The sequence below is a fragment of the Rhizobium sp. SYY.PMSO genome (assembly GCF_046840415.1).
In the GTDB taxonomy this organism is placed as follows: domain Bacteria; phylum Pseudomonadota; class Alphaproteobacteria; order Rhizobiales; family Rhizobiaceae; genus Rhizobium.
The window spans coordinates 320,143-335,615 of the sequence record NZ_CP177351.1; the positions used below are offsets into that span (position 1 = coordinate 320,143).

Genomic DNA, 15,473 nt, shown 5'->3' on the forward strand with positions numbered 1-15,473 from the left:
GTTTCTCACATTTCAGGATTTGGAAATGCTTCAGGCGACAGGATGGTTCGCCATGCGCTCCAGCGCCTTGACGAGGCCGGAGTGATCGAGCCCGCTGTCGCCATTGGCGGCGCATTGATTGAAAAGCTCCTGCGTCGCTGCCGTGTTGGGCAGCGAGACGCCGAGCGCCCTGGCACCCTGCAAGGCAAGGTTCAAATCCTTCTGATGCAGGGAGATGCGGAAACCGGGCTCGAACGTGCGCTTGATCATGCGCTCGCCATGGACTTCGAGGATGCGGGAGGAGGCGAAGCCGCCCATCAGCGCCGAGCGCACGCGGGCCGGATCGGCTCCGGCCTTGGAGGCAAAGACGAGCGCCTCGGACACGGCCTCGATCGTCAGTGCGACGATGATCTGGTTGGCGACCTTTGTCACCTGGCCGTCGCCGCAATCGCCGACGAGCGTGATGTTCTTGCCCATCAGCTGGAAGAGCGGCAGCGCCCGCTCGAAGCTTGCCTCCGAACCGCCGGCCATGATGGAGAGCGAGGCGCCTTTGGCGCCGACCTCTCCGCCGGAGACGGGCGCGTCGATATACTCGGCGCCGGTCTCGCGAATCTTCCTGGCGAATTCCTTGGTCTCGATCGGCGAAATCGAGCTCATGTCGATGACGAGCTTGCCTTTCGACAGGCCATAGGCAACTCCGTTTTCGCCGAAGAGCACATCCTTGACCTCCGGCGTGTCCGGCAGCATCAGGATGATCGTATCGACCGTTTCGGCGAGCGCCTTCGGCGTCTCGGCGAACTGGAGTCCGTTGTCGAGCAGTTCCTGGCGTGGCGAAATGGAAAACCTGGATGTAATGACGGTGTGGCCGGCATCCTGCAGGTGACGCGCCATGGGTGTCCCCATGATGCCGAGGCCGATAAATCCGATATGTGCCATGGTTCTTAGCTCCTGATATTGAGAATGGCTGCGCTTTCGCCGTGGCGGCCGGCTGCGGCAAACCAGCCGAGCCCCGCTTCCGTCGTGGTTCGCGGCTTGTATTCGCAACCGATCCAGCCCTCGTAGCCGAGCGCATCGAGCGCATTGAAGATAAAGGGATAGGCGATTTCGCCGGTGCCCGGTTCGTTGCGGCCCGGATTGTCGGCAAGCTGCACATGGGCGATCTGCGCCTGATGCTTCTTGAACGTGCCGATCAGTTCGCCCTCGGTACGCTGCTGGTGGTAGAGATCGTATTGAATGAACAGGTTGTCGCCGCCGACTTCGGCGATGATCGAGGCTGCCTGGTCAGGGGTATTGAGGTAGAAGCCCGGAATGTCGAAGCGATTGATCGGTTCGATCAGCAGGCGGATGCCGTGCTTGCCGAGTTCGGCTGCGGCATATCTGAGATTGACGACGAAGGTGGTCCGCAATGTCTCGTCGGACATGCCCGATGGCGCGATGCCGGCGAGGCAGTTGACTTGGCTGCAGCCAAGCGTCGTTGCGTAATCGATCGCGGAGGCGACGCCGCGACGGAATTCGTCGATGCGATCGGGCAGGATCGCGATGCCGCGTTCGCCGCCGGCCCAGTCGCCGGCCGGCAGATTGTGAAGCACCTGGGTCAGGCCGTGACGATCGAGCTCGGTACGAAGTGCATCCTTGTCGAAGTCATAGGGAAAAAGATACTCGACGCCCTCGAAGCCCGCCTTGGCGGCGAGTGCGAAGCGCTCCGGAAAGGGCGCTTCGTTGAAAAGCATGGTCAGATTGGCCGCAAATCTCGGCATGATATCTCTCCTTCAATCCAGCAGGGCGAGGATCGCGGTCGGGGCATCCTCGCCGCGCTCGGCAAGGTCCTCGAACTCGACCACGGCATTGATGTCGGCGCCCATGGCGATGTTGGTGACGCGTTCGAGAATGAACTCGATGACGACGGGAACCTGATGTTCCTTCATCAGCTTCTGGGCCGTGGCGAATGCCTCCTGGAATTCGTTCGGGCTGCGAACGCGGATCGCCTTGCAGCCGAGACCCTCGGCAACCGCGACATGGTCCACGCCGTAGCCCGGTTCCGCGTCGCCTGATGCGTTGATGTTGTCGAAGGCGAGGCTGACCTCGAAATCCATGTTGAAGCCGCGCTGCGCCTGGCGAATGAGGCCGAGATAGGAATTGTTCACGACCACATGCAGGTAAGGCAGCTTGTGCTGTGCGCCGACCGCAAGCTCCTCGATGAGGAACTGGAAGTCGTAGTCGCCGGACAGCGCAACGATCGGACGGTCGGGATCGGCGGCACGCACGCCGAGTGCTGCCGGCAGCGTCCAACCGAGGGGGCCCGCCTGACCGCAATTGATCCAGTTGCGCGGCTTGTAGACATGCAGGAACTGCGCGCCGGCGATCTGGCTGAGGCCGATGGTGGAGACGTAGCAGGTGTCGCGGTCGAAGGCCTTGTTCATTTCCTCGTAGACGCGCTGGGGCTTCAGCGGCGTCTGGTCGAAATGCGTCTTGCGCAGCATGGTGCGCTTGCGCTCGCGGCTTTCCTCCGCCCAGGCCGACCAGTCGCGCAGCTTACCGGCGGTCTTCCATTCCGTTGCAACATCGAGGAAGAGCTTCAGTGCGGCGCCGGCGTCCGAAACGATGCCGAAATCCGGTGCGAAGACCCGGCCGATCTGGGTCGGCTCGATATCGACATGCACGAAGGTCCGGCCCTCGGTATAGGTGGAGACATTTCCGGTGTGGCGATTGGCCCAGCGGTTGCCGATGCCAAAGACGAAGTCGGAAGCGAGCAGCGTCGCGTTGCCGTAGCGATGCGAAGTCTGCAGGCCGCACATGCCGGCCATCAGCGGGTGATCGTCCGGGATCGTGCCCCAGCCCATCAGCGTCGGAATGACCGGAACGCCGGTGATCTCGGCGAATTCGACCAGCAGGTCGGAAGCGTCGGCGTTGACGATGCCGCCGCCTGCGACGATGAGCGGCCGCTCGGCCGCGTTCAGCATGGCGAGCGCCCTTTCGGCCTGCGCCCTCGTTGCCGACGGCTTATAGGGTTCGAGCGAGGCGTAAGTCTCGATGTCGAACTCTATTTCGGCGAGCTGGACGTCGACAGGCAGATCGACCAGCACCGGGCCGGGACGGCCGGAGCGCATCGTATGGAACGCCTTCTGGAAGACGTAAGGGACCAACGCCGGCTCCATGACGGTCACGGCCCATTTGGTGACGGGCGCAGCGATCTTTGCAATATCGACCGCCTGGAAATCCTCCTTGTCGAGCCGCGCCCGCGGCGCCTGCCCGGTAATGCAGAGGATCGGGATCGAATCGGCGGAGGCCGAATAGAGGCCGGTGATCATATCGGTGCCGGCCGGGCCCGACGTTCCGATGCAGACGCCGATATTGCCGGCCCGGGCGCGGGTGTAGCCCTCGGCCATATGGCTTGCGCCCTCGACATGGCGGGCAAGCACATGGCGGATCGAGCCGCGCGCCTTCATTGCCGAGTAGAAGGGGTTGATCGCAGCGCCCGGAACACCGAAGGCGCAGCTGACGCCTTCCTTTTCCAGAACCAGCACTGCGGCATCGACTGCTCGCATCTTTGCCATGGGACTTCCTCCGTTTCTGACGTGAAGGTAGCGCATGCATCGATGGGCGCAATCATAAAATGGAAATTAATCCCACTATGTGGAAATAAACATTTTCAACGAAACTGGAACAATCGATGCGAAGCGGATATGGGATGAGGCACAGGCGCCGAGCCAAAATGCACGGCGCTTTCCAGTCAAAAGTGGGCATCATGGCGAACAATCGGGAAAAGACGAGGGGGAGGGCGGGCCGAAAGCCTGCCGAGAATGCGGCGGCTTCGTCCGTGCAGGTGCTCGATCGCAGTTTGAAGTTACTGGAGCTGGTGGCCGAAGCCGACGGCGCGGTGCTGACCGATCTGGCCGACAGATCCGCCATGGCGCCGTCTACCGTCCATCGTCTGCTGACCTCCCTTGCCCAGCACGGCATGGTGACGCATGACGGCGAGACCGGCGCCTGGACGATCGGGGTCAAAGCGTTCGAGATCGGAACGGCCTACCTGCGCTTCCGCAAGCTCGGCACGATCAGCCGGCCTTTCCTGAAGCAGTTGATGGAAGAGTCCGGTGAAACCGCCAATATCGCCATCGAGGACGATGGCGACGTCGTGTTCATCTCGCAGGCGGAAAGCCATGCGCCGATGCGCGCTTTTTTCCGCCCGGGCCGGCGCGGGCCGATCCATGCTTCCGGCATCGGCAAGGCGATCATTTCGACATGGCCGGATAGCCGGATCGAGGCGGTGCTCGGCGGTCGCGTGCTGCAGCATTTCACCGATAGGACCTGCGATACGATTTCCTCGCTGCTGGAGGATATTGCCAGAATACGGTCAAGAGGCTGGTCGATCGACGATGAGGAACACACGCTCGGCATGAGATGCGTGGCGGCGCCGATTTTTGATGAATACGGCGAGGCCGTTGCAGGGATTTCCATCTCAGGCCCGGCGGTGCGGTTGCCGGACGAGAGGGTCGCGGCGCTCGGCCCCGTCGTAAGAGCAGCCGCGGAGGAATTGACGAAGGCAATGGGCGGGAAGGCAAGGCGTTTCTGAACGGCTTCGCGAATGACCGGTTCTGATGAAAGGCGTTCTCGGATAGGCTGCCGGCGCCCCTTTCCATCCGGAAACGGCGCCGACGAATCGCGGCATTGTTTGATCAGGCGAGTTGCAGGGATTCGCGTGCCGCAGTTTGCGGCTTCTCCGTCTTCATGGCCTTGCCGGCGACATAGACCTCGGCGACGCAGCGGTCGTCACCCATGGTCTGGAGGATGAAAAGCTCCTCGGCCAGCGAGGTTGCCGTGCGCATGCGGAATTCCATTGCCGACTTGGCGCTGGAATCGAGCACGACGATATCGGCATCCGCTCCCGCCTGCAGCGATCCGATCCGCCTTTCGAGGCCGAGCGCGAGCGCATTGCCGCGCGTCATGCGATAGAAGGAATTGAACGGCGTCAGCCGCTGTCCCTGCAGATGCAGCACCTTGTAGGCCTCATCCATGGTCTCAAGCATGGAAAAGCTGGTGCCGGCGCCGACGTCCGTCGCAACCGACCAGCGCGCGCCTAGCCTGTCGAATTTCGCGGCGTTGAAGAGCCCCGAGCCAAGAAAGAGGTTCGACGTCGGACAGAAGACGCCGACCGCGCCGGTTTCGGCCAGCACGGCAACTTCCCGTTCGCTCATATGGATGCAATGACCGAGCAGCATGCGATCGTTCAGCAGGCCATAGCGGGCGTAGATATCCGTATAGTCCGTCGCTTCGGGATAAAGCGAGGTGGCAAAGGCGATCTCGTCGCGATTTTCGGAAAGATGGGTCTGGACGTAGCAGTCCGGATGTTCGGCTACGAGCGCCGTGCTCATCTCCATCTGCTCGGGCGTCGAGGTGATGGCAAAGCGCGGGCTGATCGCATAATGCGCGCGGCCGCGGCCATGCCATTTGGCAATCAGCCGCTTCGTCTCGTCGTAACCCTGCTGCGGCGTATCGCGCAACGCGTCCGGCGCGTTGCGATCCATCATCACCTTGCCGCCGATCATGCACATGCCGCGCGCTTCCGCCGCTGCGAAATAGGCGTCGACGCTTTCGGGGTGGACCGAGCAATAGGCAACCGCCGTCGTCGTGCCGTTCGACAGGAGCTCGTCCATGAAACGGTCGGCCACTTCGGCCGCATGAGCGGCGCGGGCGAACTTCTGTTCCTCGACGAAAATATAGGTGTTCAGCCATTCGAGCAGCTGGGCGCCATAGGAGGCGATCGCCTGCGTCTGCGGGAAGTGCAGGTGCGTGTCGATGAAGCCGGGCAGGATGAGGTTCGGACGATGATCGGCGATCCTGGTGTCGGAGCGCGCCAGTTTGAGGATGTCGCCGTAGGCGCCGATCTCGACGATCTTTCCATCGCGAACGAAAACCGCACCGTCTTCGATATAGCGATAGGAGGCGGCATCATCGATGCCTTGCGGTTCGGCCAGGAAGGTCAGCACACGGCCACGGATCAGAACTTCGTTCATTGGGTCTTCTCCCCGTTGACGGCGCTCTCGTACCAGGAGACGAGCAGGCGGCGCTCCTCGTCGGTGATATGCGAAGCGTTGGCCGGCGGCATGGCATGGCTGCGGCCGGCCTGCAGATAGATCTCGCGGGCATGGGCGGCGATATCGCGGTCGGTCTCGAACATCACGCCCTTCGGAGGCGCGATGATGCCCTCCCAGCTCGGTTCCTTCGCATGGCACATGGAACAGCGCCCCATGATGGTATCGCGAACCTTGGGAAAGGCCTCGGCCGTGACGAAGGGCTGCTGCGTGGCGGAGAGCTTGGGCTCGGCCGGTTCTCCCGTGAGGACCTTCGGCACGGTGGAGAGCCACATGATGACGATGAAGAGGACCACGGTGACGATCCAGGTCCAGGTCGGTTTGCCGGCATCGGCGTGGCGGGTGTTGAACCAGTGGCGGATGGTGACGCCCATCAGGAAGACCAGCGAGGCGATGATCCAGTTGAACTGCGTGCCGAATGCCAGCGGATAGTGGTTCGACAGCATCAGAAACAGCACCGGCAGCGTCAGGTAATTGTTGTGCGTCGAACGCTGCTTGGCGATCCTGCCGTATTTCGGATCTGGCTTGCGGCCGGCGAGGAGGTCGGCGACGACGATCTTCTGGTTCGGAATGATGATGAAGAACACGTTGGCCGACATGATCGTCGCGGTAAAGGCGCCGAGATGCAGGAAGGCGGCGCGGCCGGTAAACAGATGCGTATAGCCCCAGGCCACCGCCACCAGAATGAAGTACAGCGCCACCATCAGCCGCGTATTGTCGTTGCCGAAGGGCGACTTGCAGATCAGGTCGTACATGATCCAGCCGCCGGCGATCGAGGCCAGCGAAATGCCGATCGCCACCGGCTTGGAGACGTCGAGCACGGCCGGGTCGATCATGTAGAGGTCGGCGCCGGCATAGTAGACGAGACACAGCATGCCGAAGCCGGATAGCCAGGTGACGTAGCTTTCCCATTTGAACCAGACGAGATGGTCCGGCATGTTGGCCGGCGCCACCAGGTATTTCTGAATATGGTAGAAGCCGCCGCCATGAACCTGCCATTCCTCGCCATAGGCGCCCGGTGGCAAGGCCGGATGTTTTTTCAGGCCCAGGTCGAGCGCGACGAAATAGAATGACGAGCCGATCCAGGCAATCGCCGTAATGACGTGCAGCCAGCGGACGGCAAATGTCAGCCAGTCCCAGGCGATGGCGTATTCATACATGGGAACTCCCTCCCGAATTTTACGGGCCCGATCTTTACCGGATTGTTTGCCATCGCTCGATTTTCTCGGAAATCCCGGTGAATCCGCAACACTTTCAAAAAAATCTATAAGATGCACCCCGGTTTGTTCCTCACGCCGATGTGATAGAAGGGGTCATGTCCTATCTTGATAACGTGCGTGTCTTCGTTCGCGTGGTCGAACTCGGTACTCTTTCGGCAGCAGGGCGCGACCAGCGTGTCACGCCTGCGGTTGCGAGCAATCGCATCAAGGAACTTGAGCGTCATCTCGGCGTGCGTCTATTCAACCGGACGACGCGCAAGCTCTCGCCGACCGAGCACGGCCGCGTCTTCTACGAGAAGGCGGTGAAGATCATCGAGGCTGTCAATGAGGCGGAGGCGGCGATCGCCGATCTCTCGCGCAACCCGAAGGGATCGCTCAGGATCACCGCGCCGCTCGGCATCGGCCGCAGGCTGATCGCATCGGGCATTCCGGAATTCCACGACAAGTATCCGGATATCGAAGTGCGCGTCCGTCTGTCGGATCACAATGTCGATATTCTTGCCGAAGGGGTCGACGTCGCGTTCAAGCTCGGCGTGCTGGAGGATTCGAATCTGCGCATGCGCGGCATCCTCAATTGCGAGCGGGTGCTCTGCGCTTCGCCGGCCTATCTCGCGCGCCGCGGCGTGCCGTCAGGTGCGGACGCCTTGATCGCCGACAAGCACGACTGTCTTCTGCTGCGCTATCCCGGCTCGAAGGAATATTTCTGGACGCTGATGACGGCTGAAGGCCCTCGCAAATTCGAGGTGGCCGGCCCTTACGACAGCGATGACGGCGATGTGCTCACGCAATGGGCGCTGGAAGACCGCGGCATCATCAACAAGCCGCTATTCGAGGTAAAGGCCTATCTCACGGAGGGCCGGCTGGTGGAAATTCTGAAGGAAAGTCCGCCGGCGCCCGTTCAGCTCGCCGCCATCTATCCGCACAAGCGCTTCCAGGATCCGAAGGTCCGCCTCATGATCGACTTCATGGCGGAGCGATGTCAGCGACTGATCGGCAAGCTGCTGGAAGACGAGCCGGTGGCCGCAGCGTCGCGATCCGAGGCCGCAGGTTGATCTCCGCTTGATTCAAACCGGACGAGATCATATATGACTACCGATGGTCATATGGAGGCGCGGCATGAAGGAAATCCAGCTCAAGGATGCAAAGGCGACGCTTTCCGCTGTGGTCGATCAAGCCGTGGCCGGTGAGCCGACGGTTATTACCCGCCATGGCCGGAAGGAAGCCGTGCTGGTTTCCTTCGAAGAATGGCAACGGGTTTCCAAAGTACCTGATTTCGCCGACCTGCTTTTGGCCTTTCCCGGCGAGCCGGCGGATATTCCGCAACGATCGCGGAAGCCCGCCCGTGCGTTGCGTGAAAATGGCTTTTGATCTTGTATCTTCTGGACACCAATATCGTGTCGGCCGATGCGCCGACCAAGCGCCAGGTCGGCGCCGACGCGTTCGCGGCTTGGATGCGCGCCAATAGTGACCGGCTTTATCTTTCGGCAATCACCATAGCCGAGATCGAGGCCGGCATCGCCCGTGCCGTCCGGATCGGGGCGACGACGAAGGCGGAGCATTTACGCCGCTGGCTTGCAGCAGTGGAACATTTCTATGCCGGCCGCATCCTGTCGTTCGGAATTGAAGAGGCAAGACACGCTGGCCTGATGCTTGACCGGGCGCGCGCTCACGACCCCGGCTTTGAGGACATTGCCATCGCCGCGACCGCTGCTGCGCATGGCCTCACCGTCCTGACGGCCAACGAGCGCCATTTCGAGCCGCTTGGCGTGCCGCTCGCCAATCCCCTGAAGCAGTTACCCGTTGTCCAATAACAGGTTTTTCGGAAGCCTGCGTGGGACTACGGCAAGCAAGATTACCGGGGAGTGGTTTCGGAGGATCTATCCTTTTGTTTTTATACAATTCCGGACGGAAAACAGCTGCGCACTTTTCCTGGAGTTGCCCTAGCGGCCGACGGCTCCGGCAAGCCTTGCCCGGTCTGACGCCCAGCTCAGCGCCGCCGTCATGATCTCGGCGGCGGCAAGGGTCGCGATGACGGTCGGGCGCTTGTCTTTCACCGCCGTTCCGCCGATCGGGCAGATGAGACGGTCGAAAAGATCCGCCTGGCCGGTCTCCCGCGACAGCCAGTTGCGGAACGTGGCGCGTTTGGTCTTCGAGCCGATCATGCCGACATAGGCGGCATCCGCGCGCTTGAGCGCTTCGGCAGTGATGAGGAAATCAAGCGCGTGGTCGTGGGTGAGGATCACGAAGCTGCTGCCTGCCGGCGCGTCGCGCACGACCGCTTCCGGCATGGCGGTCAAACAGGTCTCGATACGCGGCACGTTGGAGGCGGTCAGCTCTTCTTCGCGCGTGTCCACCAGCACGACGCGCAGCGGCGCGAGCGAAAGCGCCATGGCGAGCGCATCGCCGACATGGCCGGCGCCGAAAACATAGACATGAGGCCGCGCCGCCATTTCCCGATCGCTGCGGGCGACGAGGCCGTTCGCAAGCTCCGGGTTGAGCGCCGTAAAGGCAAGCCCCACCCGGCCGCCGCAGCATTGTCCGATCTCCGGGCCGAGCGGCACGTTCATCGGCTCCGCCGCAAGGCCGGAACGCAAGGCCCGGCGCGCCTGGTCTATCGCCATATATTCGAGCTGGCCGCCGCCGATCGTCGCGAAGATTGCCCGTTCCGACACCAGCATCCAGGCATCCGTATCGCGCGGCGCGGAACCTGCGACCCCTGTCACCTCGACGAGGATCGACGCCGGTTCGCGGCGTAGAAAATCCCGAATGTCCTCGCGCGCGGCGGGCATGACTTCACTCCTTGTGCATCGCCTTCAGGCGCTCGACCGCCATCAGGACCCGCTCTGGCGTTGCCGGCGCGTCGAGACGCGGGCAGATCTTGTGGTCGGCGACGCTCGCCACGGCATCCGAAAGAGCGTGCAGGACGGCAAGGCCGAGTGGCAGCGGCGGTTCGCCGACCGCCTTGGAACGATGGATGGTCGGCTCATAGGCCTCCGACCAGTCGGTCAAGGCTACATTGAAAATCTTTGGCCGGTCGGATGCAAGCGGGATCTTGTATGTCGAGGGCGCATGCGTTCTCAGGCGCCCCTTGCCATCCCACCAAAGCTCTTCCGTCGTCAGCCAGCCCATGCCCTGGATGAAGCCGCCCTCGACCTGGCCGATATCGATGGCCCTGTTCAGCGAACGGCCGGTATCGTGCAGAATATCCGTGCGTTCGACAACATATTCGCCGGTCAGCGTGTCGATCGACACCTCCGAGCAGGCCGCGCCGTAAGCATAGTAGTAAAAGGCGTGGCCGCGGCCCTTGGAACGGTCCCAGTGGATCTTCGGCGTCTTGTAGAAGCCTGCGGCGGAGAGCTGGATGCGCGCCATATAGGCCTTTTTGATGAGATCGTCGAAGGACATCTCGGTATCGCCGATCCGCACGCGGTTGGGCAGGAAAACGATCTGCTCGCGCGGCACCTGATGGCTTTCCGCCGCAAAGGCGATCAGCCGGTCCTTGATCTGGCGCGCGGCGTTCTGTGCGGCCATGCCGTTGAGATCGGCACCCGAGGACGCTGCGGTCGGCGAGGTGTTCGGCACCTTGGCGGTGGTCGTTGCGGTGATCTTCACCCGGTCGAGATCGATCTGGAATTCTTCCGCCACGACTTGCGCCACCTTCAGATGCAGGCCCTGCCCCATCTCCGTGCCGCCATGGTTCATGTGCACGGAACCGTCGCTGTAGACGTGGACGAGAGCGCCGGCCTGGTTGGATTCGGTCTTGGTGAAGGAAATGCCGAATTTTACGGGCGTCAGCGCGATGCCGCGCTTGACGATGCGGCTTTTCGCATTGAATTCGGCGATGGCCTTGCGGCGTCCGGCATAATCGGCGCTTTCCTCCAGTTCGGCGACGATGCGCTGGATGATGCAATCCTCGACCTTCTGGTGATAGGGGGTAAGATTGCGTGCGCCGTCGACGCCCATCGCGTCATAAAAGTTCAGCTTGCGGATTTCGAGCGGGTCCTTGCCGACGGCAAAGGCCACCTCGTCGATGACGCGTTCGGCGCCCACCATCCCCTGCGGTCCGCCGAAGCCGCGAAAAGCCGTGTTGGAGACGGTATTGGTATATAGCGGCGCCGACTTCGCGTGAACGTGCGGAAAGAAATAGGCATTGTCGCAGTGAAACAGCGCGCGGTCGCCGACGGGGCCGGAAAGATCGGCGGAAAATCCGGCACGAAGCGCGAAGGTGTAATCGATCGCGAGGATGCGGCCCTCGTCGTCGAAGCCGATATCGTAGTCGATGGCGAAATCGTGCCGCTTGCCGGTGGCGACCATGTCCTCGTCGCGGTCAAGCCGGACTTTTACGGCGCGTTTCAGCTTCTTGGCAGCGATGGCGGCTATGGCGGCACATTGGTTGGCCTGCGTTTCCTTGCCGCCGAAGCCGCCGCCCATGCGGCGAACCTCGATCGTCACGGCATTGCTGGATATGCCGAGCGCATGGGCAACCATGTGCTGCGTCTCGCTCGGGCCCTGGGTCGAGCAATAGACGGCGACCTCGTCGTCCTCGCCGGGAACGGCAAGCGAAATCTGGCCTTCGAGATAGAAATGGTCCTGTCCGCCGAGCCGCATGCGGCCCGTCACGCGCCGGGGAGCGCTCGCAAGATTGGCAGCCGCATCGCCGCGCTTCAGCGTCAGCGGCGTGACGACTTGCCGATGCGTCGAAACATCGAGATCCCAGATGTCGATATCGGCGGGCAATTCCTCGTATTCGATCTTTGCCAGCCGTGCGGCGCGGCGGGCCTGTTCGCGCGTTTCGGCGATCACGCAGAAGATCGGCTGGCCGTGAAACTCGACCTTGTCGGCGGCAAGCACCGGGTCGTCATGCATGTTGGATGGCGAGATGTCGTTGACGCCGGGCACGTCCTCGTGGGTCAGGACGGCAACGACGCCGGGAGCGGCGCGCACGGCGGCAAGATCGACGGACTTCAGGATGCCGTGCGCCACGGTCGACAGGCCAAGACCGGCGTGCAGGGTGCCGGCGGGCTCGGGGATGTCGTCTATATAGACGGCGGCGCCGGAGACATGCTTGTGCGCGGAATCATGGCGCGGACTGGAATGAACGCCACCAACGATGGTTTCGGCCTTGATGTCTGAAGTGTGCTTGTTCATGGCTCACGCAGCCTCATATCTGGACACCTGGGCGGGTGCCGCACTGGACGTCGTTTCCAGGTAGAAACGCAGCAGAAGGTTCCTGGCTGCGAGCGCGCGATATTCCGCGGTGGCGCGCATGTCGGATAGCGGGGCGTAGTCCTCGGCGTATTTTGCCATCGCCGCCTCCACGGTCTTTTCATTCCAGGGCTGGCCGAGCAGCGCATTTTCCACGGCAAGAGCGCGTTTCGGCGTTGCGGCCATGCCGCCATAGGCAATCCGGATCGCGGCGACCGTGCCGTCGGCGGCGAGTGCCAGACGGAAGGCGCCGAGCGTCGCCGTGATATCTTCGTCCCGGCGCTTCGTTACCTTGTAGACGGCGAAATTTTCGCCCGCAGCCGGAATCGGAATATGCACGGCTTCCACGAATTCGCCGGGCTGGCGGTCCTGCTTGCCGTAGGCGATGAAGAAGTCTTGCAGCGGAATGGTGCGTCGGATCGTACCCTTGCGCAAGGTCAGCGATGCTCCGAGCGCGATCAGCGCCGGCGGCGTGTCGCCGATCGGCGAGCCGTTGGCGATGTTGCCGCCGATCGTGCCCATGTTGCGGACCTGCTGGCCGCCGATGCGGGCAATCAGCGGGCCGAGCTCTGGAATATGCTGCGAAAGCGTCGCGATCGCTTCCGAATAGGTCACGCCGGCGCCGATGCTGACGACGCCGTCCGCTACGGTGACAGACTTCAATTCCCGAAGCCCGGCGATGAAGACGACCGGCGTGATGTCGCGCATGTGCTTTGTGACCCATAGGCCGACATCGGTGGAGCCGGCAACCACGGTTGCAGTCGGCGACGCCTCGAGAACCGAGGCGAAATCATCGAGGCTGGCGGGCACGATCAGCCGCTGGCGTTCCCCGCCGATCTCTACGCGTGCACCGTCGCCCAGGGCCTTGAGCCGCGCGATCATCGTTTCGCGCTCGACAAGCAGGGGATCGTTCTGCGTTCCGCCATAGCTGGAAATGGAGCGGGCGGCGCGCAGAATCGGTTCGTAGCCGGTGCAGCGACAGAGGTTGCCCTGAAGCGCCGTTTCGATCTGCTGATCCGTGGGGTTCGGCGTCTGCATCCACAGGCCATAGAGCGACATGACGAAGCCCGGCGTGCAGAAGCCGCATTGCGAGCCGTGAAAGTCGACCATCGCCTGTTGCACGGGATGCAAGCGGTCGTCGCCACCTGCAAGGTGCTCGACGGTGACGACATGGCAGCCGTCCAGCGAGCCGAGGAAGCGTATGCAGGCATTGACGCTTTCATAGACCAGGCCATTCGACGGCGACAGCCGGCCGACCAGCACCGTGCAGGCGCCGCAGTCGCCTTCGGCACAGCCTTCCTTCGTGCCCTTCAGCGACCGGGAGAGGCGCAGCCAGTCGAGCAGGGTCAAGTCGGGCGCGACGTCGGTGAGCCTGACGTCCTGGCCATTGAGGATGAAACGCAGTTCCGAACGGATTGTCGTAGCGGTCATCGTTCAGCTCCCCCGATAGGTAGAATAGCTATAAGGCGAGAGCAGCAGCGGCACATGGTAGTGCGCGCCCTCGTCGGCGAGGCCGAAGCGGATCGGGATGATGTCCAGGAACATGGGAGCTTCGCTCGTGCGGCCCAGATAGTCGCCGGCGTGGAAGCGCAGCTCGTAGGTGCCGGCTTTCATGGTTTCGCCCGAGAGCAGCGGCGCGTCGCAGCGGCCGTCGTCGTTGGTCTCGGTGGACGTCAGGAGCTGCGGGGCTTCGCCGTCGATCCGGTAGAGATCGATGCGCAGGCCCTGGGCCGGCTTGCCGAGCGCCGTATCCAACACATGGGTCGTGAGCCGCCCGGCTCTCCGCAAATCAGACTGCATGTTTTTCTCCCGAACGTAGCACTCCTGCCTCTACTATCCGACAGGTCCATTCCACTGAAAAGCAGCGGGATCGTTCGAGACTTTCAAAATTTCCAAGGGGAATGGCGCGCGTGATTTGCGGCTAGAAATCTGCCATCGAAAACGTTTGGAGGAGCGTTTCATGCGATATCGCCTTGACATGCATGGACCCAGCCGCCGCCGGCAGCCCTTCAAAGGCTGAGCGGCAGGGATAGGCGTAATATTCGTTCAGACTGCAGGCGCGGGCGAATGTCGCGCCGGTAAGCCACTGTGCCTGGCGGATTTCGGAAATGCCCGGGCAGACATCTATCGGAAATCCGGTCTTCGCCGAATTCGCAGGCGGGAAGAAATGAACGTGTGCATTCCCGGATACAGAACCCCGCCGGATCATGAGGTCCGATTTTCCTGACGCGACATTGGCGAAATGCAGCGTGGACGGGGCGTAAAGATTTCAGGCCCAGCAAGGGCAACGATCGAAATATGGAAGCGGCCAAGGCTGCCGGCCGGGCGGAGCGCACTTTGCGCTCCGGTTGAGCCCTGCTGGCCGCGTTGCAGCCCACGCATTGAACCTCGCCAACATGTCGCCGAACGCGGAATGGGGCAACGTCGAAGAACGCAAACGGGAGACCATGGATGAAAGTGATCGAGATTCAGCCGCTGACCAAAGCCGCATTCGCCCCCTTCGGCGACGTGATCGAAATCGACGGGGCGCAAAGCTATCCCATCAATGCCGGGAAATGCGTTCGCTATCATGACCTCGCCAAGGTCGAGGCCATCGGCGAGGAGGCACGAACGATGATCAGCTGGCTGCGCGGCGAACCCTATGCTCTGCCGCTGGAGCTGCGGATGGTGGAGCGGCATCCTCTCGGCAGCCAGGCGTTCGTCCCGCTGACGAGCAATCCGTTCCTGGTGGTCGCGGCCGAGGAGACGGAGAATGGTCCGGGCAAGCCGCTGGCGTTCCGCACGAAGCCGGGGCAGGGCGTCAATATCTGGCGCAATGTCTGGCATGGCATCCTGACGCCGCTTGACGGCATCTCCGACTTCATCGTGGTCGATCGCGGCGGCAAAGGCGTGAATCTGGAAGAGCATTTCTTCGAAGAGCCCTTCCTGATCCGCTGAGCGGATCGGAGCCGGTCCAAATGGCAAGAGGGGCGCCGCG

14 protein-coding genes are annotated in these 15,473 nt (G+C 62.4%); 5 read left to right on the forward strand and 9 right to left on the reverse strand.

What is annotated here, in order from left to right; all coding sequences use genetic code 11:
* Positions 1-30 precede the first annotated feature (30 nt).
* From ACJJVH_RS28265 to gcl, 3 genes are read right to left on the reverse strand one after another with little or no spacing between them, the layout of a single operon-like run.
* Entirely contained in the window at positions 31-915 is an 885-nt protein-coding gene (locus ACJJVH_RS28265) for a 2-hydroxy-3-oxopropionate reductase (RefSeq protein WP_112795170.1), read from the reverse strand.
* 5 nt (positions 916-920) lie between these two features.
* Positions 921-1,736 (reverse strand): hydroxypyruvate isomerase, encoded by an 816-nt coding sequence (gene hyi / locus ACJJVH_RS28270; RefSeq protein WP_412066759.1) that lies wholly within the window; start codon positions 1,734-1,736, stop codon positions 921-923.
* A 12-nt stretch (positions 1,737-1,748) separates the two neighbouring features.
* Positions 1,749-3,533 (reverse strand): glyoxylate carboligase, encoded by a 1,785-nt coding sequence (gene gcl, locus ACJJVH_RS28275; protein WP_412066760.1) that lies wholly within the window; start codon positions 3,531-3,533, stop codon positions 1,749-1,751.
* 191 nt (positions 3,534-3,724) lie between these two features.
* Here gcl and bhcR point away from each other — a divergent pair, with 191 nt between their 5' ends.
* A complete protein-coding gene (bhcR, locus tag ACJJVH_RS28280) occupies positions 3,725-4,552 on the forward strand; it encodes an HTH-type transcriptional regulator BhcR (protein WP_412066761.1) in 828 nt (275 codons plus the stop codon).
* 103 nt (positions 4,553-4,655) lie between these two features.
* On the opposite strand, the gene guaD is transcribed toward bhcR, so the two are convergent.
* Complete coding sequence (gene guaD / locus ACJJVH_RS28285) at positions 4,656-5,993, reverse strand: guanine deaminase (protein WP_412066762.1); 1,338 nt, start codon at positions 5,991-5,993, stop codon at positions 4,656-4,658.
* The gene (locus ACJJVH_RS28290) at positions 5,990-7,231 is read right to left on the reverse strand and encodes a urate hydroxylase PuuD (protein ID WP_412066763.1); all 1,242 of its coding nucleotides are present in this window, start codon (positions 7,229-7,231) and stop codon (positions 5,990-5,992) included. The genes guaD and ACJJVH_RS28290 overlap by 4 nt, the downstream gene beginning before the upstream one ends.
* Positions 7,232-7,386: 155 nt before the next feature.
* On the opposite strand from ACJJVH_RS28290, the gene ACJJVH_RS28295 reads away from it, so the two are divergent.
* From ACJJVH_RS28295 to ACJJVH_RS28305, 3 genes are all read left to right on the forward strand, one after another.
* Positions 7,387-8,343: a LysR family transcriptional regulator gene (locus tag ACJJVH_RS28295; RefSeq protein WP_113422185.1), complete on the forward strand. Its 957-nt coding sequence runs from the start codon at positions 7,387-7,389 to the stop codon at positions 8,341-8,343.
* 64 nt (positions 8,344-8,407) lie between these two features.
* Positions 8,408-8,659: a type II toxin-antitoxin system Phd/YefM family antitoxin gene (locus ACJJVH_RS28300; RefSeq protein ID WP_113422184.1), complete on the forward strand. Its 252-nt coding sequence runs from the start codon at positions 8,408-8,410 to the stop codon at positions 8,657-8,659.
* Positions 8,660-8,661: 2 nt separating this feature from the next.
* Complete coding sequence (locus ACJJVH_RS28305; protein WP_412066938.1) at positions 8,662-9,102, forward strand: PIN domain-containing protein; 441 nt, start codon at positions 8,662-8,664, stop codon at positions 9,100-9,102.
* Positions 9,103-9,231: 129 nt separating this feature from the next.
* On the opposite strand, the gene xdhC is transcribed toward ACJJVH_RS28305, so the two are convergent.
* The 4 genes from xdhC to uraH are packed head-to-tail and all read right to left on the reverse strand — an operon-like array spanning position 9,232 to position 14,296.
* Entirely contained in the window at positions 9,232-10,080 is an 849-nt protein-coding gene (gene xdhC, locus ACJJVH_RS28310; RefSeq protein ID WP_112795178.1) for a xanthine dehydrogenase accessory protein XdhC, read from the reverse strand.
* 4 nt (positions 10,081-10,084) lie between these two features.
* Positions 10,085-12,439, reverse strand: a complete 2,355-nt coding sequence (gene xdhB, locus ACJJVH_RS28315) for a xanthine dehydrogenase molybdopterin binding subunit (RefSeq protein WP_412066764.1) — start codon at positions 12,437-12,439, stop codon at positions 10,085-10,087.
* Between the two features lie 3 nt (positions 12,440-12,442).
* Positions 12,443-13,927 carry a xanthine dehydrogenase small subunit gene (gene xdhA / locus ACJJVH_RS28320; protein WP_412066765.1) on the reverse strand — a complete coding sequence of 495 codons (1,485 nt, stop codon included), beginning with the start codon at positions 13,925-13,927 and terminating at the stop codon, positions 12,443-12,445.
* Between the two features lie 3 nt (positions 13,928-13,930).
* Positions 13,931-14,296 (reverse strand): hydroxyisourate hydrolase, encoded by a 366-nt coding sequence (uraH, locus tag ACJJVH_RS28325; protein WP_113405383.1) that lies wholly within the window; start codon positions 14,294-14,296, stop codon positions 13,931-13,933.
* A gap of 651 nt (positions 14,297-14,947) precedes the next feature.
* On the opposite strand from uraH, the gene ACJJVH_RS28330 reads away from it, so the two are divergent.
* The gene (locus tag ACJJVH_RS28330; protein ID WP_112795183.1) at positions 14,948-15,433 is read left to right on the forward strand and encodes an ureidoglycolate lyase; all 486 of its coding nucleotides are present in this window, start codon (positions 14,948-14,950) and stop codon (positions 15,431-15,433) included.
* The last annotated feature ends 40 nt before the right edge of the window (positions 15,434-15,473 follow it).

What these genes read in the sequence shown, in the direction of transcription:
- ACJJVH_RS28265 (WP_112795170.1), bottom strand. Translation starts at nt 915, where the DNA reads ATGGCACATATCGGATTTATCGGCCTCGGCATCATGGGGACACCCATG.
- hyi (WP_412066759.1), bottom strand. Translation starts at nt 1,736, where the DNA reads ATGCCGAGATTTGCGGCCAATCTGACCATGCTTTTCAACGAAGCGCCC.
- gcl (WP_412066760.1), bottom strand. Translation starts at nt 3,533, where the DNA reads ATGGCAAAGATGCGAGCAGTCGATGCCGCAGTGCTGGTTCTGGAAAAG.
- bhcR (WP_412066761.1), top strand. Translation starts at nt 3,725, where the DNA reads ATGGCGAACAATCGGGAAAAGACGAGGGGGAGGGCGGGCCGAAAGCCT.
- guaD (WP_412066762.1), bottom strand. Translation starts at nt 5,993, where the DNA reads ATGAACGAAGTTCTGATCCGTGGCCGTGTGCTGACCTTCCTGGCCGAA.
- ACJJVH_RS28290 (WP_412066763.1), bottom strand. Translation starts at nt 7,231, where the DNA reads ATGTATGAATACGCCATCGCCTGGGACTGGCTGACATTTGCCGTCCGC.
- ACJJVH_RS28295 (WP_113422185.1), top strand. Translation starts at nt 7,387, where the DNA reads ATGTCCTATCTTGATAACGTGCGTGTCTTCGTTCGCGTGGTCGAACTC.
- ACJJVH_RS28300 (WP_113422184.1), top strand. Translation starts at nt 8,408, where the DNA reads ATGAAGGAAATCCAGCTCAAGGATGCAAAGGCGACGCTTTCCGCTGTG.
- xdhC (WP_112795178.1), bottom strand. Translation starts at nt 10,080, where the DNA reads ATGCCCGCCGCGCGCGAGGACATTCGGGATTTTCTACGCCGCGAACCG.
- xdhB (WP_412066764.1), bottom strand. Translation starts at nt 12,439, where the DNA reads ATGAACAAGCACACTTCAGACATCAAGGCCGAAACCATCGTTGGTGGC.
- xdhA (WP_412066765.1), bottom strand. Translation starts at nt 13,927, where the DNA reads ATGACCGCTACGACAATCCGTTCGGAACTGCGTTTCATCCTCAATGGC.
- uraH (WP_113405383.1), bottom strand. Translation starts at nt 14,296, where the DNA reads ATGCAGTCTGATTTGCGGAGAGCCGGGCGGCTCACGACCCATGTGTTG.
- ACJJVH_RS28330 (WP_112795183.1), top strand. Translation starts at nt 14,948, where the DNA reads ATGAAAGTGATCGAGATTCAGCCGCTGACCAAAGCCGCATTCGCCCCC.